A 22,313-nucleotide genomic window follows, 5' to 3' on the forward strand; every position below is an offset into this window, starting at 1 on the left:
GAGTGTCCAACTTTAATATGAAAATAATCATATGAAAAAGATTTGTGTTTTGGCCATAGCTGTTTTACTTCCGGCATTCTCTTTAATGATGCAGGCACAGACAAACAGTTCCATCTCGGGCAGGTTGATAGGAAAAGAGTCGAAAGAACCGGTTCCGATGGCCAATATACGTGTGCTCCAGCAAGCCGACAGCAGTTTTGTCACAGGGAAGGCTTCCAATGAGAAAGGAATATTCTCCATACCGGTGAGAAACGGGGCATATATCGTACATGTTTCTTATATCGGGTACAACGACATATTCAAGAATGTGCAGGTTACTTCTTCCAACCCCCGGGTGCAGCTGGGAGATATAGAACTCCAAGACAACAATGTCCTGCTTTCGGAAACCATAGTCACCGCTAAAGCGCCTGAAATTACTGTCAAAGGCGACACGTTGGAATATAATGCCGATTCTTATAAAGTGACCGAAGGCGCGGTCGTGGAAGACCTGCTGAAGAAGATGCCCGGCGTGGAGATTGACAACGAAGGGAAGATCACCGTAAACGGAAAGCAAATCACCAAAATACTGGTCGATGGTGAGGAGTTCTTCAGCGACGATCCCAAAGTGGCTTCCAAAAACCTTCCGGCCAAAATGGTGGAAAAGCTCCAGGTACTGGAGAGAAAAACCGAAATGGCACAGATGACCGGCTTCGACGACGGCGAAGAAGAGAATGTGATCAACCTGCTGGTGCGTCCCGGCATGAAGGAGGGTCTGTTCGGTAACGCCTTCGCGGGATATGGAAGCAAAGACCGCTATGAAGCCAATGGCATGGTCAATTACATGAAGGATAAAAATCAGTATACCTTTCTCGGAGGTATCAACAATACCAATAATGCCGGGTTCTCCGACCTGGCGGGAGCCATGTTCGGCAGTATGGGAGGCCGGGGAGGCAGAGGCAGGATGTTCGGGGCAAGAGACGGTATATCCACCTCATTGAATATGGGAGGTAATTTCAGCACCCAACTTTCCTCCAGATTCAAGATCGGAGGTAATGTGCGGTTCGGAGCTACCGATACCGATGTGCGGTCGGATGTGTTCACCCAGAATATCCTGAGCGCGGGAAATACTCTGGAAAATGAAAGCAACCGGTCGAACAACAGAAGCCGGAATTTTAATATGGACCTAAGGATGGAGTGGAATCCGGATGATGCCACTACCATTATCTTCCGGCCAACTGTCTCATTGTATGGCAACGACCGTGATGAAACGGGGAATTTCCATACGCGCAACGAACTCTCAGGTGACACCATTAACCATGGCGATTCGAAGTATTTCTCGGAAGGAGATGGGAAAAGTTACGGCGGGAACCTCGATGTGAGCCGCAAGTTAGGAAAACAGGGGCGGGTACTGAGCGCCCAGTTACGTGCCAATAGGGGCGAATCGGAAAATAGAGGCAGCAGCGTCTCAGGTACCTTTTATAATGGAACCCGTCCCGATGACCTCATCGACCAGCGATTCACGAACACAAGCCACAACACCTCCTGGCGCGTCTACCTCTCTTATGTGGAACCGATAGGCAGAAATAACTTCCTGCAGTTGGCATACGAGTACGGCCAGAATGTGTCGGAATCAGATAAGGATACCCGCACCCGGGATGAGTTCGGAGAATACACCGTGCTCGACTCAACCTACAGCAAACGGCTCGAAAATAATTTCTTGAATCAGGAGATTGAGTTGAATTTCAGGTCGGTAAGAGAGAATTACGACTATATGCTCGGTGTATCAATGGAACCATCCAGCTCCCGCAGTAAAACATTTATCGGGACAGACTTGATACACGACACCAAACAGGATGTGCTCAATTTTGCTCCCATGGCGCAGCTCAATTACCGCTGGAGCCGTACGCACAATCTCCGTCTGCAGTACTGGGGACGCACCGAGCAACCATCGGTAACACAGCTTTCACCTGTGATGGATGTTTCCGATCCGCTGAATATCCGCTATGGTAATCCCGATCTCAAACCATCCTTCCAACACCGGTTCAATGTGCGTTACCAACGCGCGAATCCGGAAAAAGCCAGCTCCTTGTCGGCTTACCTGAATGGAGCATACATGACGAATGATATAGTCGCGGCAACTATCACCGATGTGACCACGGGACGTAAGGAAGCCACTTACCGTAACGTGTCGGGAAACTGGAATACCGATGCGCGCGTGATCTTCAATGTGCCGTTGAAAAATATCAAGTTCTCCATCTTCTCGATGTCATTCGCAAGGTATAACCAGGCATACGGATACTCTAAATCGATTTCCGGAGAGGATGCGCCAAAAGAGTTCACCCCCGAAGACCAGAATACCAACAGACAGATATCATTGATGGAAGCACTTGGATTGAACTACCGTTCTGACCGGTTCGACTTCTCTATCCGCGGTAATGTCAATTTCAACAATGTTACCAACAGTCTGGAAGGAAAGATCGACCAGCAATATCTGAACTATGGCGGAAGCGCCACCACGGCGATTTACCTGCCATGGAATCTGACATTGGAAAGCGATATCAATTACTCCACCAACTCAGGTTATGCCGACGGTTTTGAGCAAAACGAATGGCTGTGGAACGCTTCCTTACAGAAGACCTTATTTAAACAAAAGAACGGCACCATCCGTTTTAAAATATATGATATCCTGCAACAACGCAGCAATATCCACAGAAGTGTGACATCCAACTATATACAAGACACGACCACCAATACACTTACCAGTTATTTCATGGTGCATTTCGTATATAGGTTCAATCTATTTAAAGGCGGTGTCACACAAGAAGAGATGATGCCTCAGAGAAGAGGCTTTGGAGGCCCGGGAAGAGGCCCGGGTCACGGCGGGCCAGGTGGGCCGGGTGGCCCTATCTAATGGGATTTGAACTTTTTCGTTGAGATCAAGTGGGCAAGGGTGTTTCTTGTTGAATTTAAGGGGCAAAGGATAACTTTCGTTGAATTAAAAGGGCAAAGGATAATTTTGCTTCTGCCGAGAATTGAAAACCACCAAGGAGAGTCTAATGAGCCTGAACGGCTGTTGGTTAATTGCAGGATAATGGATGCACTGTCAAAGTCAAAACAAAAAAGAGGGGCATGGAACAATGTGCTTATGCACATATTGCTGTGGGGGGTGATTTTCATTCTCCCCTACTTTTTTATGGATTCCGAACGTATATTTAACTGGCAGGCCTTCATGCGGTCGCTCCCTGAGTTGCTGGGATTCATGCTGGTATTTTACCTCAACTATTTCCTGCTGATCGATAAGCTCTTGTATAAAGGGAAGACCAAACAGTTCATCCTCTACAACCTGCTGCTTATTATTTCCATGGCCTTCCTGATGCATTACGGACGGGACCTGATTGAAAACCTTATGCCCGAACTAAGACCCAGAAGGCGTATGAAATGGGGTGGAGGTAGAGGCCGGAATAACAATATGCAGCTCCTGTGGCTGGTAAGAAACGCTACTTGGTTGTTTTTGATGGCCGGATTGAGTGTGGCGTTGAAGATGACCGTTCGTTGGTTTGAAGTGGACAACGAGCGGAAAGAATTGGAAAAAGCAAAGTTGGATGCGGAGTTGCAAAACCTCAAGAACCAGACAAACCCCCATTTCCTGCTGAATACACTGAACAATATCTACGCGCTGATAGAATTCGATCCCCCCAGGGCACAACAGGCGGTGATGGACCTGGGTAAGATGCTGCGCCACCTGCTTTACGAAAACAACCAGACCTTTGTCCCCCTTCGCCAGGAAGCCACATTCATGCGCAACTACATTGAGTTGATGCGGATACGATTGCCCGACAATGTGAAACTGACGACTGATTTCTCTTATTCCGAGTCGGGAAATACGCTTATTTCTCCCTTAATTTTCATATCTTTGATTGAAAATGCGTTCAAGCATGGTGTCAGCGGCGAAAAACCTTCGTTTATCGATATCTCGCTCAGGGAACATCCCGACGGAAAAGTGGAGTTCATCTCCCGGAACAGTTACTTCCCGAAATCGGGATCGGATAAGAGCGGAAGCGGTATCGGCCTGGAACTGGTGAAGAAGAAATTGGAGCTGCTTTATCCCGGCAATTATCAATGGAAGACCTCCATTGAAGGCGATGTATATGCAACCATGCTTTTGATCGATACAAAAAAATAGTCGGATGATACTCAATTGTTGGATCGTGGATGATGAGCCATTGGCGCTATCGCTTCTGGAGTCGTATGTGCGGAAAACCTCTTTCCTGAGACTGACGGGCAAATACAGTAATGCGTTATCGGCCATGAAGCATCTGGCGGATAGGAAGGTGGACCTGCTCTTCCTTGATATTCAGATGCCGGAAGTGAATGGGATGGAGTTGGCCCGCCTTATCGGTGACCATACCAGGATCATTTTCACTACCGCTTTTAGTGAGTATGCCCTGGAAGGATATAAGGTAAGCGCGCTCGATTATCTTCTCAAGCCTTTTTCTTTCGCCGATTTCCTTACTGCTGCCAAAAAGGCGCTGAACTGGTTCGAAATGACCGGTAAGAAGCCGGCTGCCGAAACGGTACAGGAGAACTCGGGCATCTTTGTGAAATCAGATTACAAACTCCTGCATGTCCTGTTTGACGATATCCTCTATATCGAGGGATTGAAGGATTATGTGAAAATATATACGGAAAACCAGCCAAAGCCGATTTTGTCGCTGATAAGCCTCAAAGCGTTGGAGGAGGACCTTCCCTCAGACCGCTTTATGCGTGTCCACCGCTCTTATATCATCCACAGGAACAAGATTTCAAGTATCAATAAAAGGCGTATTATCATCGGAGAAAAACAGATACCGATGGGCGACACCTATCGCAAACAATTTATGTCGATAATAGGACAGTAGGTTTTTATAGGTCATCGGCTATTCGACAGACCGATAAAAATTGATGAATGGCATAAAAAGAGAGCAAACCCACAAGTGATTCGCTCTCTTTTATTTTGATCCTTAACGCTGATCGGGATGTTCAACCGACACTTCACATGTCTATATGCAAATCCCTTGTTTTCAGCATGTTGATCCATTCAGAAATTCCCTATGAAAGATATGCGGCGAGCATCCAGACAGTTTTTTCCTGTTCCGAGATATAGTCGCTCATCAACGCCACGGTACCTTCATCATTTCCTTCCGAAGCAGTTTCCAATACTTCGCGCTCCAAAGCGATCAACACTTTTAGCGAGTCGAGGATCTCTTTTGCGACCTCCTTTGAGTTGGATACCACACCGGTTTCTTTGATGAGGGACACTTTCAGGTATTCACTGAAGTTATGAGCCGGCACGCCGCTCAACATCAGGATGCGTTCTGCCACTTCATCCACCTTTTCAGCCGTGTCATCGTAATACTCTTCGTATTTTTCGTGTGCGGCGAAAAATTCAATGCCTTTCACGTTCCAGTGGTATCCACGAAGGTTGGTGTAGTAAACTTGCAGGCTGGCCAGTAATTTCTGTAAGCCATCCACTGTCTTTCCTGTGCTCTGAGGATCTAATCCTAAATAATCTAATGTCTTCATAATTTATTGTTTAAATCTGGTTGTTCATTAAACTCAGACTATTTCCCGCAACGGCATGATCCAAGTAAACTTGTCTTCCGCTGGCATTGCTTAACGAAATAGTTGTTATAACTGTGGCAAATTTACAAAATAGTGCGCTATTTGCCAATTTTTCTCATTATTATACTCTCGGGAATCTCCCAATGCCGGCCTTGGCCGTCTAAACGAAGTCTGACGAGGCAACAACCGTCGGGTCATATTCCACGAATCCGATCGTCGAACGCCGTCAGGGCCGCCTTGGCACCTTCACCCATCGAGATGATGATCTGTTTGTAGGGAACCGTGGTTACGTCTCCGGCGGCGTAGATCCCGGGGACGTCCGTGCGTGCCCGTTCGTCGATCTCTATCTCTCCGAAACGGTTGGTCCTCACCACATCTTTAAACGCTGCGCTGTTGGGGGCCAGACCGATCTGTACAAATACCCCGTCTAGGTCGATAACCCGTTCTTCTTCAGTCTTGCGGTCTTTCACCTTCAACCCGACGACTTTTTCTCCGTTATTGATCACTTCGGTCGTTTGCGAGTGGAGGAAGATCTCCACATTCGAAAGGCTTTTCACCTTCTCCTGTAACACTTTGTCGGCCTTCAGCTCTTCCAGGAACTCGAAAACGGTGACGTGGGAACAGATCCCCGCCAAGTCGATGGCCGCCTCTATGCCGGAGTTGCCTCCCCCTATCACTGCCACACGCTTGCCTTTATAGAACGGACCGTCGCAATGCGGGCAAAAAGCCACCCCCCTTCCGATGAACTCGGTTTCACCCGGCACGTTCAGCTTGCGCCAGCTTGCTCCCGTAGCAATGATCAACGCGGGGGCGGTAAATATCTCGCCAGCCTGGGTCAAGACGATCTTCCGTGTATTTTCCATTTTTACATTCTCGACTGAACGATGTTCGAAAATATCGATGGGATATTCGCCCATATGGTTCTTGAGATCATCTGCCAATTTGCCACCGGTTGTATTGGGAACCGAGATCAGATTCTCTATCCCTCCCGTCTCATTGACCTGGCCTCCCACACGTTCGGCGACCACAGCCACATTCAACCCTTTCCGGGCACTGTAGATGGCCGCCGCGACACCGGCGGGTCCTCCGCCTACCACAATCACGTCATAGTCACGGACGGTCTGTTCTTCAGTTTCGGACGTCTCCACACCGTAATGCGCTTCCAGTTTGGACAGCAGTTCGCCGAAATTAGCCCGGCCGACATGCAGCAGTTCGCCATCAGCAAAAACCGCCGGCACTCCCTGCAGATCCAGGGCATCGGCCTCCTCCTTATAGATAGCGCCATCCACCGCTTCGTGGGTGATACGTGGGTTTATCACCGCCATGGCGTTCAATGCCTGTACCACATCCGGGCAATTGGTGCAAGTGAGCGACATGTAAGTCGTCAGACGGATATCCCCCTTCAGTGACCTCACTCTTTTTGTCACGAATTCATCGGGCAGGTTTTTACCTCTCCCGTCCGCATTCAGGACAGCCAGCAACAGTGAGGTGAACTCATGGCCGGTCGGCACCGCGCGGAATCTGACGCCTGTCTTCGCGCCGTTCTTCAGTATGTCGAATAGGAGCCCGTCACCAGGATTTTCTTTCAATGACAAACGATCCGAAACCGATACCACGTCGTTGAGCAGTTCGAGTAGTTGTACGCGGTTTGGATGATTTTCCCTTACCGAAACATCGAATAGGTAATCATTACCGAGTTCCGAGAAGATACCCCGTAGTTGCTCTATCAAAGATGTATCTAACATAATGTGTGAATAAAATACGGGCAACCCGTGGAAAACAATTCACCGCAGGTTACCCGTCAGTAGTGATTGTATATTAAATTTTCCCTACCAGGTCGATGCTGGGTTTCAAAGTTTCTTGGCCTTCCTCCCATTTTGCAGGGCAAACCTCACCGTCGTGGGTGGCCACAAACTGGGCGGCTTTCACTTTGCGTACCAGTTCTTCCGCATTACGTCCGATACCGTTGTCGTGAATTTCAGCAATTTTGATCTTTCCCGACGGATCTATCACGAATGTGCCTCTGTAGGCAACACCTTCTTCTTCTACCATCACGCCGAAGGCGCGGGAGAGGAGTCCGGTCGGATCGGCCAGCATCGGATATTTGATTTTACGAATGCTTTCAGAAGCATCGTGCCATGCTTTGTGGGTGAAGTGTTTGTCGGTGCTTACCGAGTAAACTTCCACACCTATTCTCTGCAGCTCTTCATACTTTTCAGCCACGTCCACCAACTCTGTGGGGCATACGAATGTGAAATCCGCGGGATAAAAGAAGAAAATAGCCCATTTACCCAATACGTCGTTGTGGGTTACTGTTTTGAACTCACCTTCGTGGTAGGCTTCCACTTTAAACTCTGTCAGTTGTGAATTGATAATTGAACTCATAATTTTTTCTGTTTTATAATTGAATGTTTCAGCATTGTGCAACATTTGATGTTTTGTAAATAATCCCGGAAGAACCTGAAAAGACACCTTCTTTATCGTTCATTGAAGAACCCGGAAGCGGTTCTTCCTTATTCGTGGCACAAAGATAGGTAAAGATTTTATTTATTGAAAAGTTTTTTTAATTGATAATATTTATGAGTGATTGACCTGAGTTTTTGGTCAGGGTAGGGGCTTTTCACCTGTTTTTGTCAATGATTTGTCACAAAGGGATATTAGCTCCCTAATGGTCGTACTCCCATGTTAAACAAAGTGAATGACTGAATATCCGCATTTTCTTCTATAGTCTTGGAAAGTGGTTTTCCGGCTCCGTGTCCCGCATTCACGTCAACCCGGATAAGCACGGGATTTGTCCCGTGTTGGTTTTCCTGTAACCCGGCCGCAAACTTGAAGCTGTGTGCGGGTACGACCCTGTCGTCGTGGTCGGCCGTGGTAATCAGCGTGGCGGGATATTCCACTCCCGGCTTTATGTTGTGCACAGGGGAATATCCCAATAAATACTCAAACATTTCCTTGCTTTGCCCGGCCGTTCCGTAATCATAAGCCCAACCTGCTCCTGCCGTGAATGTGTGGTAACGCAGCATATCCAAAACCCCCACCGCGGGAAGCGCTACTTTGAACAAGTCAGGACGTTGTGTCATGCAAGCGCCGACCAAAAGGCCCCCGTTAGAACCTCCTCTGATCGCCAGATAATCCGGTGAAGTATAACCATTCTCAATCAGGAATTCTCCCGCGGCGATGAAATCATCAAATACATTTTGCTTTCGCGTTTGAGTTCCCGCCAGGTGCCATTGTTTACCATATTCTCCCCCTCCTCTCAGGTTCGGCACGGCATAAATCCCCCCGTTTTCCATCCAAACCGCGTTGGCAATTGAAAAGCCCGGAGTAAGACTCACGTTGAATCCTCCGTAACCATAAAGAATGGTCGGATTTTTTCCGTTGAGTTGAATTCCTTTTTTGTGCGAGATAATCATAGGAATTTTTGTTCCGTCTTTTGAAGTATAGAATACCTGTTTTGACTCGTAATCATCGGAATTGAATTTCGCTTTTGATTTTTCGTACACTGCTGTTTTTCCTTCTTTCGGTTCGTACGAGTATATCGTTCCTGCCGTGATATAATTGGTGAACGTGAAATAAAGTGTCGTATCTTCTTTTTTACCTCCGAATCCTCCTACTGATCCCACTCCCGGAAGCTCAACCTCACGAACTAAATTCCCATGGTAATCATATTGCTTTACCTGCGAAATCGCATCTTTCATATAGTGGGCAAAGAAATACCCCGATCCGGTGGAGGGAGAAAGTACATTTTCAGTTTCAGGAATAAAATCGACCCAGGGAGCGGAAGGGTTTTTGGCATCAGCTATCACGATCTTGCGGTTAGGGGCGTCTTTATCGGTCACAATGAACAATTTGTCCCCGTCATTTTCAATGACATAATGATCGTTGTCGAAATTATTTACAAGAGTGACAATCTTACTGTTTGGATTTGTCAAATCTTGAATATACAATTCATTTCCGTAAGTGGAATTAGCCGCTGTGATAATCAGATATTTATCATCTTGTGTTACATGCCCGCCGATATAACGTCTTTTTTGGCCAAGTCCGAAAACTATTTTGTCTTCCGATTGCGGCGTTCCCAATGTATGGTAATACAATTTGTGCTGGTCTGTCATTGCGGAGAGTTCACTTCCTGTCGGCTTATCATAGCTCGAATAATAGAATCCCTCGTTTCCTTTCCACGAAAGTCCGCTGAATTTAATATCAGTAAGCGTATCTTCCAGAATTGCTTTGGAAGTCACATCCATAATGATGACTTTTCGCCAGTCACTCCCCCCTTCCGAAATGGCATACGCCACTGTTTTGCTGTCTTTGGAAAATTCCAGTCCCGCCAACGAAGTAGTTCCGTCCTCTGAGAAATTATTCGGATCAAGGAAGATCTCTTCATTTCCGTCTTTATCTCTTTTGTACAAAACGTACTGATTCTGTAATCCGTCGTTTTTGAGATAAAAAGTGTAATCCCCTTCGGTAAACGGAGCGCCGATTTTCTCGTAGTTCCACAAATCTTCCAGTTTGTTTTTAATTTGATTCCGGAAAGGAATTTTTTCCAGATAACCAAACGTCACCTCGTTTTGCGCTTTAACCCAGGCTGCCGTTTCGTCTGAACGGTCATCTTCCAGCCAACGGTACGGGTCTTTGATTTCCGTGCCGAAATAGGTATCCACCGTATCCACTTTCCTGGTTTCAGGATAAGTAACCTCTACCACTTGTTTGCTTTCTTGCTTACACGATACCAAGGCAGATACCATACACATAAGGATAAGGATTTTTTTCATACGACTAAAATATTTATTATCATGCGCGTTTCATATTTCTTTTGTAGTTAAATGCAAAGGTAGTTAATTTCCGGTTGAAGAGCTGGAAATATGGCGCTCAATCTCTTTCCTGCTCCTGATGGGGATCAGTGTGAAGCCGTAAGTGACCGTGGCTTCACCCGGACGGATCAGGTACTCTTCCAGCGGCAGCTTGCCCCAGCTGTTGTTCCCTCCCACACCCTGCATGCGGTGGTCGATAAAGAGGTCCACCTCATCCGACGGGCGGTAGTCGCTTATGTGCTTGTTCCGGGGCGCGGCGCCCACAGGGGCGTCGTTGTGGAGCGATTCTCCGTTGGCAATGGTCTCCAGCAGGTAGTTGGACACGTTGAACTCGAACCGGTCGTCCGCCACGAAGAGGAGGCCGCTGCCCGATTCGCGGGTGAGCGCCAGCCAGCGGGTATCGGTATGATGTCCGTTTTCCTGGGGCAACACGTAGCGGGTCACCATCTCGCTCACGTGTGATGAGTAACGGTCGAGGAAGGCGGAGCTTTTCCGGTCGGCGTAGTTCTCCCAGGGACCCCTGCCGTAATAATCGGCCTGCACCAGCTCTCCCGTGAGCCGCATCCGCATGCCGACGCGGGGTATCATTCCGGTATCCGGGTTGGTGGCATCGAACCGGTTGGAGATATGGAGGGTGCCGTTGTCATGGAGGGTATAGGTCACTTCGTTAGTGGCGCCGGTTTCGGGGTAGCTGTAGCGGCAGGTGAGGGTGGTCGTCTCGCCGCGGGTGATCTTCAGGTCTTCCGCCCGGGGTTCCCGGTAGCTGGCCTCTCTCCATGCGGAGAGCCTTTCCGGAAGCCGTGCGCCGTAATCGTTGTCGATGGGAGCCCGCCAGAAGAAGGGACGGGGTCCCGCGCCGTTTTCGATGTATTCGGTGCCGTCCACCCGGTAGGAGGTGAGCAGCCCGGTCTGCTTGTCGAAGACCGCCTTGAAACCGCGGCCGCTGACGATCACCGAGGTTTCCGTCTCTTCCGTTCCGGCCGCTTTCAGCTTCCCGCTTGCCGGAGCCGGGTAATCGTTGATCACAAACTGGTCGCGGGCCACCACCCAGCCGGCCGGAATCAGCCGTTCCTCCTTCTGCTGCGTGACCGTAAAGTTGACGGTCAGCTGCTCTTTGCGTCGGGCGTAACGGGCCCAGCCGGGCACCGTCACCTTCACGGTTTCCTGCGGAGCCGCTTCTGCCTGCAAGCTTCCCCGGGCCAGTTCCTTTCCTCCGGCCTTGATGCTGTATGTAATCCGGTAATTACTCAGATCGGAGAAGAAGTGCTCGTTGAAGAGCTCCACCGACCCGTCAGCCGGATTGAAGTTGCGGAACCAGACATGCTGGTACACCTTGCGCATCTCTTCGGTGTGCGGTTTCACGCTCCGGTCGGGGAAGACCACCCCGTTGATGCAGAAGTCGCCCGAGCTGGGTGTGCCTGTGGGCCCGTAGTCGCCCCCGTAGGCCCAGAAACGGTTCCCTTTCTCATCGTTCTTCACCAGTCCCTGGTCTACCCAATCCCAGATAAAGCCTCCCTGCAGCAGCGGGTACTTCCGGATGATGTCCCAGTATTCGGTGAAGTTGCCCAGGCTGTTGCCCATGGCATGAGCGTACTCACAGAGGATAAGGGGGCGGTCGGCGGCCGGATCGTTGGCGTAGCGCTCGATCTCATCGGGATCGGAGTACATCGGTGCGAAGATATCGCTGTTCCACTCCATTACAGCCCGTTCGTACTGCACGGGACGGGAGGTGTCGCGGCTCTTGATCCAGCGATAGGTCTCGTAGAAATTGTATCCGTTGCCCGCCTCGTTGCCCAGTGACCAGGTGATGACGCAGGGGTGGTTCTTGTCGCGTTCCACCATGCCGGTGGTGCGGCTCAGGTGATCTTCCAGAAAGAGCGGGTTGTTTCCCAGGGTGCCCCCTTTCCGCAGGTCGTATCCCATCCCGTGGCTTTCAATGTTGGCCTCGTCGACCACGTAGATCCCGTATTCGTCGGCCAGCCTGTAGAAGAGTTCCGGCTGCGGGTAGTGGCTGGTACGCACGGCATTGACGTTGTATTTGCGGAACAGTTCGAAATCTTTGCGCATCAGCTCTTCGGTGACGTGATGGCCGGTATGTTCGTTGTGTTCGTGCAGGTTCACCCCTTTCAGCAGCACCGGCTGTCCGTTTACCAGGAACTGGCGGTTTTTGATTTCCGCTGTGCGGAAACCCACTTTCAGGGCTGTCGCTTCGAGGGTGTTCCCCTTTTCGTCCATCAGCTCGACGGCGAGCGTATAGAGGTATGGTGTTTCGGCGCTCCACTTTTTCACGCCGGGGATCCTCTCTTCAAAGCGGACGGATGCTTTTCCGGAACTCTTTTCCGCGCGGGATCCGCCGGCCACTTTTTTGCCGGACTCGTCCGACAGGGCGTAGGTGACGGTGAACGCCTGGGTGCTCCCCCGCGGGGAGGCTACGGCGATGTCGAGCGCGAACAGCCCGTCGGTGTAGCCGGCGTCGAGGCCCGGATGAGCGAAGATATCGGCCAGGTGCGTTTTGGGTCGGGCATAGAGGTAGACATCGCGGTCAAACCCCGAGAGCCGCCAGAAGTCCTGACACTCCAGGTAGGAGCCGCTGCTCCAGCGGTGAATCTGTACCGCCAGCACGTTTTCTCCCGCTTTCGCCTGACCGGTCACGTCGAACCGGGCGGGCAGCTTGCCCTCCTTGTTCATGCCGACGAACTCCCCGTTGAGGTAGTAGTAGGCTGCCCCCCTGGTCGCGTCGGCGACGAGGATGATCTCCTTGTCCCGCCAGTTGTCGGGAAGGGTGAACCTTTTCCGGTAGGTTCCCGTGGGGTTGAATTCTTCCGGGACGAGTGGGGGATTGGGCCTGTCCCAGTAGGGGGCGTGTCCCGGCGAGGTGAATTCGTAGGAGGTATTCACGTAGATGGGAACACCGAATCCCTGTACCTCCCAGTTGCCCGGCACCCGGATATCGTTCCACCCGCTGTCGTCAAAATCGGCCTTCTGGAAGCCTTCTTTGGGGCGTTGGCTGAACCGGTCGGTGTAATGGAACTTCCAACTCCCGTTCAGCAGGACCGCGTCGCTTCCTTTGGAGGTGTGACCGGCGGCAAGGGCTTCCTTCATATCGGTGAATGAGGAGAATGTTGACCGCGGCTCTTCGCGGTTGATGTGCAACAGTTTCGGGTTGGTGATCTCCGCATAACGGTCCGACTGCTCCTGGGCAGATAGCATGCCGGCGGCAAGAGAAACGAAGAAGAGGATCAATAATTTTTTCATTATGATTTTTTTTAATTTCGGTATATGGAACCTTTGATGTGCAAAATATTCACTAAAGTTAGATATTTGAGTCGCCTCCGCGCCTCGATTTTCAATTCCTCGCTATGGCAAAGGACAAACTTGTTTGGACTTTGCTCATTTAGCTTAACGGAAATATTCATTCCCTTCGGGTGTGCAATGATTATTGTAAACCTGTCGGTTTCATTATAAAATGTTTTTTAGAAGCTGTTTTGAATTTTTTCATCCATTGTTTTTTAGACATTTTTTGATGGATTTGGATTTTCAGTTTCTTGGTTCATATTTTTCGCAGTTTGGCGGCGAATCCGCCTCCGGGAGCGAGGTGCAGGTGGACGGTCTCACCGGATGCGATATGGCGTGTCTCTTTCCTGTAGTCGCCACCTTTGCGGTGTGCGTTGGCTCCGTCCCGGAAGAGGGTCATCTCGTACCGCCCCGCGGGAAGGAAAGAGAGGTCGACCTCCATGTCGCGGCTTTCCCAGCCTGTGATGCCTCCGATGTACCAGTCGCCGCCGCTGCGGCGGGCCAGCGCCAGGTGCTCGCCAACCCTGCCGCTGAGGGGCACGGTCTCATCCCACACGGTGGGGATGGAGGCGATGAATTGGAGAGACTCGGTCTCACGCATATACTCGGTGGGACTGTCGCACAGCATGTTGAGGGGCGAGTTGAACACCACGTAGAGGGCCAGCTGCCGGCACCGTGTGCCCTGGCTCATTGGTTCCGAATAGATCGGACGGTAGCATCCGCGTGCGGCGTTGCGCATCGCTCCCTGGGTGTAATCCATTGGCCCGGCTGCCATGCGGATAAAGGGGACGGTGACGTCGTAGGTGACCATGTCGACGCTCTCGGGCGACCATTTGAGTTGCTCCAGGCCGTGGACCCCCTCGAAGTTGAGGACGTTGGGCCAAGTCCGGCTCAGCCCGGTGGGCTTGTACATGCCGTGAAAATCGAGCAACAGCTTGTGCCGGGAGGCAGTTTCCGCGGCGCGGTAAATGAAGTCGACCAACTTCTGGTCGTCACGATCCATGAAGTCGACCTTGAATCCCTTCACGCCCATGGCGGCGTAATGGCGGCACACCTCTTCCATGTCGCGGTCGAAGGCGTGGTAACCGGCCCAGAGGATGATGCCCACGCCTCGATCACGGCCGTAACCGACCAGTTCCGGGATATCGATCTGCGGGACCACCTGCATCAGGTCGGCTTTCAGGTTGACGGCCCATCCCTCGTCGAGGATCACATATTCGATGCCGTGCTCCGAGGCGAAGTCGATGTAGTACTTGTAGGTATCGTTGTTGATGCCGGCCTTGAAGTCGACACCGTGGATGTTCCAGTCGTTCCACCACTCCCAGGCTACCTTGCCGGGCTTGATCCAGGAGGTGTCGGCCAGCCGTGAGGGCGATGCCAGGCGGTAGACCATGTCACTGGCTGCCAGCGACGCGTCGTTATCGGCCACCACGCAGACGCGCCAGGGGAAGCTGCGGCTCCCTTCTGTTTTTGCGATGTACTCCTCTCTTGCGGTGACACGCATCTGCAGCATGTTGTGCCCGCCCTGCTCCACGGCGGCCGGGACCCGCGCGAAAATCCCCCTGAGGGTGTGGGGTGTCTGACTGTCGGGCGTGAGGTACATGCCGGGGTAAGACTCCAGGTCGGCCTCGGTGATGAGGAGCCGTTTGCCTTCGGCGGCGTCGGCCAGCAGCGGCAAAAAGACGAGCCGCTCACGGTCGATCCGCGAGAGGGGCGTATGCTCGTAAGTGTTCTCGAAGGAGCTCTGCAGCTGGTCGCCTCCCAGTCCTCCCTTTACATAGGGCACCCAGGCAGTCCGGTCGCCCGTAAAACGGAAGTTCGCCTCCTCCGCGTTGATGGTGAGTGTTCCCTTGCGGGAGGTGTGGAAGCGGTAGGCCAGTCCGTCGTCATACAAGCGGAAGGTGATGCCCCAGTCGCCGCGGAAAGTGATTAGCAGCTCATTGTACGGGTTACGGACTGCTGAAGATATCCAGAAGGGGGAGGGGATGATTTCGTCGGCGCTCCGCTGTTGGGCATGCCGGACACGGGCGTCGGGGCCCAGTTGCTCGCCGCCGGCCATGGTAAGCGATACCGGCGAGGGTTCGATCAACCGCTCTCCGTCATGCGACAGGCTCCAGGCAAGCTGTTTACCCACGGTCACCTCAGCGGTAAGTCTTCCGTCGGGCGAGGAGATGCCGTATTTTTTCTGCGCGTTTATCGCTCCGCATAGGAGCAGAAGCATGAGGATCGGTGGAATTGTTCTTTTCATGTTACCTTTCTTTATGTTTGTTTGATAATGCAAAAATAGGAATTAAACTTTTCAAACCTTCACAAATGTTGCAAAAACACTTAAATATCGCGATGAATCCTGTTTTTCGGCACGATTTACCGCCCAAATTTACAAAAACTTGGCGACATAAAAAATGCAATCCATGGGTGTTTGTGTTCCGGTATTTCTTCGCCACGGATGGAAATAGCATGCCGGGTAGTCAACAAGGGTTGATCGATTTTGAATGCTGTAAATCAAGGAATTGAGCTGATTCTTCTTTGAAAATAAAAAAGTCGGACAGGAAGAAAATTGCCTCGTTTTCCTTCTGTCCGACCGTTAACGAATCTTGGTGGGTTTTCACTTACCTCTCATAGAAAGGAGATGATCTTGTCCATTTGTTCGGAGATTTTCTTCAAATGCGTCGGATCTCCTCCGGAAACTTCCGGGTGGTTGAGTTCATCGACATATCGCCTGGCTTCCACGGAGCTGAGGATAAAGTTGTTCCAAACGTTTTTCCGGGCAATCTTGAACTTGTCCGTGAGTGAACCCTTGTCCGGGATCATCCCGAAGACCAACGCCTTTTTTAACGACACCTTGGTTTTTCGCTGCGCCGCCGCGGATGGCGCTGTATTTTTGCCCGATACGGTTGCAAACGGGGTGATGGCAGAAACTCCCGCCATCACCGCTGCCGATTTGATAAAATCTCTTTTGTTCATGTTGGTTTATTTAAATGCCGTAACCCCCGGTATCGCAATGGGAAGGTCGTATTTTGTTTCCCGGGAAATATCTTCCGGAAACAACACCTCCGATGAGTTCAGCGCCTGGTCGAACGTGATGGTCTGTCCCGCGGCCACCACAACCGATCAGTCCCACTTTCAGCGTGTTGCTGTTGGACGTCCAGATGGAGTTGGATCCCAAGGCCACCCTGGAAGAGATAAGGGTTCCGGCAGTAGCCAGTCCTGCTGTCTTGATAAATTTTCTTCTTGAATAGTTCATTGTTGTCTTATTATGATTTAATAACCCGGATTTTGTTTTAACCGGGGAGCCTTGTTTATTTCTGTCCTCGAAACAGGCAGCCAATAATTCTTGTTATCCCATTTCCTTGTATCTGCCAGGGCTGTTGTATTATAAATGTACATGGATACTCCGTCATTAAAGTGGTAAATATACATGGGATGGAAGTCCGCAATTACTTTATCGCAAATCATCCATTTTCGTATACTGTACCATCTGTCTCCTTCGGCAAACATTTCAATTAATCTTTCGTGCCTGTACCATTCTCTTGCCTGCTCCTGACTAACGGTAACCGGACGTCCCGGCAGTCCGGCACGGTTTCTGATTTTGTTGATGGTGGTAATGCCTTCTTCTATTTCTCCCAATTCGATACAGGCTTCGGCGTAATCCAGCAATACTTCTGCAAAACGCATTTCCAGCCAAGTATTTTCATTGTTATCTATCTCTCCGTCAATGCTAATGTCCAGCATTTTTCTCAGGTAATATCCTGTTTTTGTTCCGTTCCATGCCTGGTTGGCGGCTTGTCTGGAATCGCTTCCTCCCGTGATGACCGGTTCAAGCGTTGCAATGGCTTGCATTTTTTCGGCCACGCTTTTCGCACCCATGATAGTTGCTCCGGGAGCATCCACTTGCGAGGCTATTTGAATCTTGTTGTTCGTGGATGATCTATCGCGCCAGGGAGCTCCATCGAAAAGAATATTTGCGTAGAAACGAGGTTCCCTGCCAACATAAGGGTTTAGTTCCGGATTTGCATTCAATTGCGTCTTTGTAAATTCCCGGATGCTTGTTTGTCCCGGGTTGTACTTGTCCCATTGGAAAGGGGTTCCATCTTTCATTTCAAATTGTCTGACAATATGTTCTATGGGTTCGTTATTTCCCCAACAATTGTATCCGTTGGGGCCCCAGTAGAGATTGTTGCGAACCCTGTTGCCCTGTCTGTTCAGGTATTGTGTTCCGAAAATAACTTCGTCATCCCAGGCTCCTTTTTGTAGAAAAACATTGCTGTAATTTTCGGCGTAAGCCATCAGTTCCTCATCCGTCATACTTGCAGGAGGTTCGTGGGTGGCGCCTGAAAGGGCATAATGTCCGAATTTTCCGTCAATAATGTCTTTGGCCGCATTTTTCGCGTCCGCAAGTCGTTGCCTTCTGTTATTGTCTTGAAAGGAAACCAAATCGTTCGAAGATTCATATCCGCCATTCATCAATTCTCCTGAAACAAAACTTAAAAGTCTTGATTTTAGCGCGGCAGCGGCACCTTTAGTAGCTCTGCCCTGATCGATCTCCTTTTTGTCGGGTAATCCGGCAATCGCTTTGTCCAAGTCGGTTAAAATAAAATTCAACGTTTCTTCCAATGAAGCTCTTTCCCGGGATAAAAAATCATCGTTCAAATTAAACTTTTTATCGATAAGCACCACGCCTCCGTATGACCGAAGCAGGTTTGTATAATTAAAAGCCCTTATAAAATAAGCTTCCGCTTTAATCTGTGCAATTTTATCCTCATCGGCTTTTGATTGTGTGGGAACTTCGTCGATTTCGCCCAAAAGCGTGTTAACGTTTTTAATGTTGGAATAATTAAAGTCCCACAGGATCCATCCATATCGCCAATTGCCAAAGTGCCCCAAATAATCGGGAGTAAGATTCCCTTTTGTAAAAGTGACTTGTCCGGCCCTATGAATATTAAGAAGTTCATCCGTGGCAGATGACAATAAATCTTCGCGCATTCCTAAAACTTCTTCCCTGTCTCCGCCCATCACATCATAGCATTGAAACAGGAATGCTTCCGCAAGGTTTATCTCCTGAAAGATCCATTCTTCACTGAACGAATCTACGGGATTTTGATCCAATGCGTTTTCACAGGAGGAAAGCATAAAGGAGAGTAGAAATGCGATGAAGCAGTATTGAATGTTTATATATTTTTTCATATTGTTTGTGTGATTACAGGGTTATTTATATTAAAAATTAACCTTTACCCCCAGTGATACTGTTCTCATTGCGGGATAATATTGGGGATTACCAACTTCCGGATCGTAATTTCTTTGCTTGGAGTAAATCAGAAATAAATTGTAACCCGAGGCGAAAATGTTCACATTTGCCAATCCGGCTTTACTTGTTAGTTCTTTCGGTAAATTATAACCTACAACCACATTTTTCAAGCGGAAATAAGCCATATTGTCATACCAGTATGTGTTTGCATTGCTGATATAGGACCAGTATTGGTCGGATCGATGAAACGGGCGGGCCTTGTTTGAATTACTGTTTTGCGGAGTCCAATAATCTGTTGCCATCCATTTGTAAACGTTTTGCCCGATTCCTCTGTTGCCTTCAATCGGGCTTTTGTAATATGTGCCTTGTCCTTGTCCTTGTAAAGAAAGCGTCCAATTTTTATAGGTCAGGTCCAGAATCATTCCATAAAAAAGTTGCGGAGCATCGGTTTTGTCCAAGAGAATTCGGTCATCGGCATCTATTTTTCCGTCTTTACTTACGTCTTCAAAAATAACATCTCCCGGTTTTGCCCCACTCCAATGGGGATAAGCATCTATTTCCGCTTGTGTTTTAAATATGCCTATGGCTTTGTAAACCAGTTGTGCCCCGTATGGATGTCCTGTTAATCGTTGCCAGGGGACAGCTCTTTCGGGTTCATCCATGAAAACAATTTTATTCTTGTTCCAGCTTACGTTTCCGGTTAAATCCAAGCTTAGATCGGACGTAATCTTTCTATGGAATCCGGCATCAATTTCAAACCCTCTGTTATCGACAACCGCAATATTCTCCAACGGCAAGGCCAGACCTGTATATGCGGGAACGGATGCGTCGCGCGCCGCCAAAATATCGGAACGCTTGTTATAGAAAAACTCGGTATTGAGGTGGAACATCTGATTCAGGAATTGAGAATCGAAGCCGACATTGAATGTCGTTTGTTTTTCCCATGTTATTTTCGGATTGGCAATGACCGATTGGTAGATCTTTGTTACCACATCCTTATTGCTACCGAAGGTCATGCCGGTAGCCAGGCTGTATTTATGGATATACTGGAAAGGATCTCCCGGATCCATACCCATTTGTCCGTATGATGTCCTTAGTTTGAAATAGTCAATTACGGAAAGGTTATTTTTCCAGAAATCTTCTTCGGAAGCCCGCCAGGCAAACAAAACCGCAGGAAAATTTCCCCATCTGCTGTTGGGTGGAAATTTCAAGGACCCGTCTCGACGCAAGATAAACTCGAGCAGGTATTTTTCCCTGAAGTTATAATTTAGCCTTCCAATCCACGATTGCCTTGCATAAATACTCATCTGCCCGGAGTTGGTTTTGTCTTTTTCTCCCCCGGCATCAAGCGTCTGGACAAGATCGGAAATAAAGTATTTTCTGTACGCATCAAATCCGTATATATTTTCTTTTAATTCTTCGAAAGCGCCAAAAATAGAAAAAGCATGATCGCCCAGGTCTTTTTCATAGGTTGCGCTTATGTTGTACATTTTTTTCAAATACCTGAAATTTGCTTCGGTAAGTTCAGGATTCTCCAATCCCCTTTTTCTCGGTGTCAACTCCATACTGGTAATATATCCCTCGGCATTGCGCACCGCGGAATCCCAATTGGGGTAATATAGAGTCCAGGGTTTTCTGAAGAGTTTTCTATTTTGATTGTTCACGTCAAAAGTATAGAATCCGTTGAGGGTGAAGCCTTTTATTTTCTCCGGCTTAAAACTTCCCCTGAATGTTACCTCGTTTTTATAATTGTCTTGCTGATCATAGCCTGCGTCGAAACTTGTGTTTACCACCGGGTTGACTCCTCCTTCAAAGTCAGGGCCCGGTTCCCCGGTCGGCCAGAAAGAAGGTTGTGTGGGCAATGCCATTGTTGCCCAACCCACCAATTGATAAGTTGAGGTGGTAGGGTATTTTCTTGTGGTCATGAATCCTCCGTAATAAACCGACGTTTCCAGCCAATCCGTTACAGGAATGTCCAATTTTAATCTGAGGTTATATTGCTTGTAATTCGTAGATTCCTGGGCGTACATTGCCTGGTCGTTCCTGAAGCCGAGAGATGTGTAATACCTCATTTTATTGAGTGAACCGCTTAAGGATAGATGATGGTTGCTTTCCGTCGTCCATTTTCTCACAAGGTCGCTCATCCAATCGGTTTGCGGGTGTTCCCAGGGATCCTTCCCGTTTTTATATAATTCGACATCTTTATCGGAATAAAGTCTTGCAAGGCCTTCATAATCCTGATAATCGCTGATATATTGGGCGTATTCTCCGGCATTGGCAACTTTCGGCAGAACCGTAGGTGTTTTAAATCCCTGATAAAACCTGTAGCTCATCCAATTGCCTTCCGAGCCGCTTTTGGTCGTCACCAGGATTACCCCATTGGCTGCCTGGGACCCGTAAATGGCGGCAGAGGCATCTTTCAACAGAGAAATACTTTCAATGTCATTCGGGTCTATTTCGTATAAGCTTCTGTCCGGAATTCCATCGATTACAACCAGCGGCCCCGTGTTATCGCCGAGAGTTGTCCTGCCGCGTATCCAGATTTTAGCCTCGTTACGCCCCGGTTCTCCCGAAGGTTGCATAACAATTGCCCCCGGCAAGCGTCCGGATATGGCGTTGGTCACATCGCCGGAATGAACCGCTTGAATCTCTTCTCCGGAAACCGCGGAAACCGCGCCGACAAGATTTTCTTTGCGTTGAGTGCCGTATCCGATGGCTACAACTTCCTGTAGTGTCTGCACATCCTCCAACAGGGTGATCGTGAATGAATTTTGTCCGGCCGTACCAATGTTCTGCTCCAAGTACCCGATATAGGAAACACGGATAGTCGCGTTATTTTCCACGCTTAACGAAAATTTCCCGTCCACATCGGTGACGGTTCCGTTGGTTGTTCCCGCTTCAATAATGTTGGCCCCGATAATGGGTACGCCGGCGGCATCGACCACGGTTCCGGCAATGGTTTTTTTCTGCTGTTGCCTTGCCTCGGCAACAGCGGTTATCTGGCTGTGCATCTCCTTGGGAGAAAGGACGATTTGGGAACCTTTCACCTCATAATTGACATCTTCCGATTTAAAAAGCCGCTCCAATACTGAGGAAATGGCTGCATTTCTTACCCGGATGGTTACCTTCCGGTCGACATCGATTAACCGGTTGTTGTACAGGAAATAATAATCGGATTTCTCCTCAATGGTCTGCAATACCTTTTCGATGGTTGAATTCCTCATGTCCAGCGAAATTTTGGCGTCCTGAGAATAGATGTGTCCGGCTTGCAGTTGAAAAGCAAGCGCGAACAGGAGTAAAAGCGTTATTCTCATAGCAATGGGTGTTTTTTTTAACAAAGCATAAAAAAGGCGTGCTTTTTGGTTGATTGATTTATTATT

The 22,313-nt window shown here is 49.2% G+C and carries 13 protein-coding genes; 3 read left to right on the plus strand and 10 right to left on the minus strand.

The features are described 5' to 3' along the window. Positions 1-31 precede the first annotated feature (31 nt). The 3 genes from D7D25_RS13845 (at position 32) to D7D25_RS13855 (ending at position 4,877) form a co-directional block, all read left to right on the plus strand. Positions 32-2,890: an outer membrane beta-barrel protein gene (locus D7D25_RS13845; protein WP_255417316.1), complete on the plus strand. Its 2,859-nt coding sequence runs from the start codon at positions 32-34 to the stop codon at positions 2,888-2,890. 234 nt (positions 2,891-3,124) lie between these two features. Then, the gene (locus D7D25_RS13850; RefSeq protein ID WP_255417317.1) at positions 3,125-4,162 is read left to right on the plus strand and encodes a sensor histidine kinase; all 1,038 of its coding nucleotides are present in this window, start codon (positions 3,125-3,127) and stop codon (positions 4,160-4,162) included. 4 nt (positions 4,163-4,166) lie between these two features. Next, the gene (locus tag D7D25_RS13855) at positions 4,167-4,877 is read left to right on the plus strand and encodes a LytTR family DNA-binding domain-containing protein (RefSeq protein ID WP_122969539.1); all 711 of its coding nucleotides are present in this window, start codon (positions 4,167-4,169) and stop codon (positions 4,875-4,877) included. 190 nt (positions 4,878-5,067) lie between these two features. On the opposite strand, the gene D7D25_RS13860 is transcribed toward D7D25_RS13855, so the two are convergent. From D7D25_RS13860 to D7D25_RS13905, 10 genes are all read right to left on the minus strand, one after another. Then, positions 5,068-5,541 (minus strand): Dps family protein, encoded by a 474-nt coding sequence (locus tag D7D25_RS13860; RefSeq protein ID WP_122969540.1) that lies wholly within the window; start codon positions 5,539-5,541, stop codon positions 5,068-5,070. 233 nt (positions 5,542-5,774) lie between these two features. Continuing rightward, positions 5,775-7,325: an alkyl hydroperoxide reductase subunit F gene (gene ahpF, locus D7D25_RS13865; protein WP_122969541.1), complete on the minus strand. Its 1,551-nt coding sequence runs from the start codon at positions 7,323-7,325 to the stop codon at positions 5,775-5,777. A gap of 73 nt (positions 7,326-7,398) precedes the next feature. Beyond that, positions 7,399-7,965 carry an alkyl hydroperoxide reductase subunit C gene (ahpC, locus tag D7D25_RS13870; RefSeq protein WP_122969574.1) on the minus strand — a complete coding sequence of 189 codons (567 nt, stop codon included), beginning with the start codon at positions 7,963-7,965 and terminating at the stop codon, positions 7,399-7,401. A 272-nt stretch (positions 7,966-8,237) separates the two neighbouring features. After that, positions 8,238-10,355 (minus strand): prolyl oligopeptidase family protein, encoded by a 2,118-nt coding sequence (locus D7D25_RS13875; RefSeq protein ID WP_185140264.1) that lies wholly within the window; start codon positions 10,353-10,355, stop codon positions 8,238-8,240. A 63-nt stretch (positions 10,356-10,418) separates the two neighbouring features. After that, positions 10,419-13,649 carry a glycoside hydrolase family 2 TIM barrel-domain containing protein gene (locus tag D7D25_RS13880; protein WP_122969542.1) on the minus strand — a complete coding sequence of 1,077 codons (3,231 nt, stop codon included), beginning with the start codon at positions 13,647-13,649 and terminating at the stop codon, positions 10,419-10,421. Between the two features lie 295 nt (positions 13,650-13,944). Beyond that, positions 13,945-15,936: a glycoside hydrolase family 97 protein gene (locus tag D7D25_RS13885; protein ID WP_122969576.1), complete on the minus strand. Its 1,992-nt coding sequence runs from the start codon at positions 15,934-15,936 to the stop codon at positions 13,945-13,947. Between the two features lie 368 nt (positions 15,937-16,304). Next, positions 16,305-16,652: a hypothetical protein gene (locus tag D7D25_RS18170; RefSeq protein ID WP_185140265.1), complete on the minus strand. Its 348-nt coding sequence runs from the start codon at positions 16,650-16,652 to the stop codon at positions 16,305-16,307. Positions 16,653-16,662: 10 nt separating this feature from the next. After that, entirely contained in the window at positions 16,663-16,932 is a 270-nt protein-coding gene (locus D7D25_RS13895; protein WP_122969543.1) for a twin-arginine translocation signal domain-containing protein, read from the minus strand. Positions 16,933-16,949: 17 nt separating this feature from the next. Further along, on the minus strand, positions 16,950-18,872 hold the full coding sequence (locus D7D25_RS13900; RefSeq protein WP_122969544.1) for a RagB/SusD family nutrient uptake outer membrane protein: 1,923 nt from the start codon (positions 18,870-18,872) through the stop codon (positions 16,950-16,952). 30 nt (positions 18,873-18,902) lie between these two features. After that, entirely contained in the window at positions 18,903-22,247 is a 3,345-nt protein-coding gene (locus tag D7D25_RS13905; RefSeq protein ID WP_158602626.1) for a TonB-dependent receptor, read from the minus strand. Positions 22,248-22,313: the final 66 nt, after the last annotated feature.

This window comes from Proteiniphilum sp. X52, assembly GCF_003712195.1.
Taxonomy (GTDB): domain Bacteria; phylum Bacteroidota; class Bacteroidia; order Bacteroidales; family Dysgonomonadaceae; genus Proteiniphilum.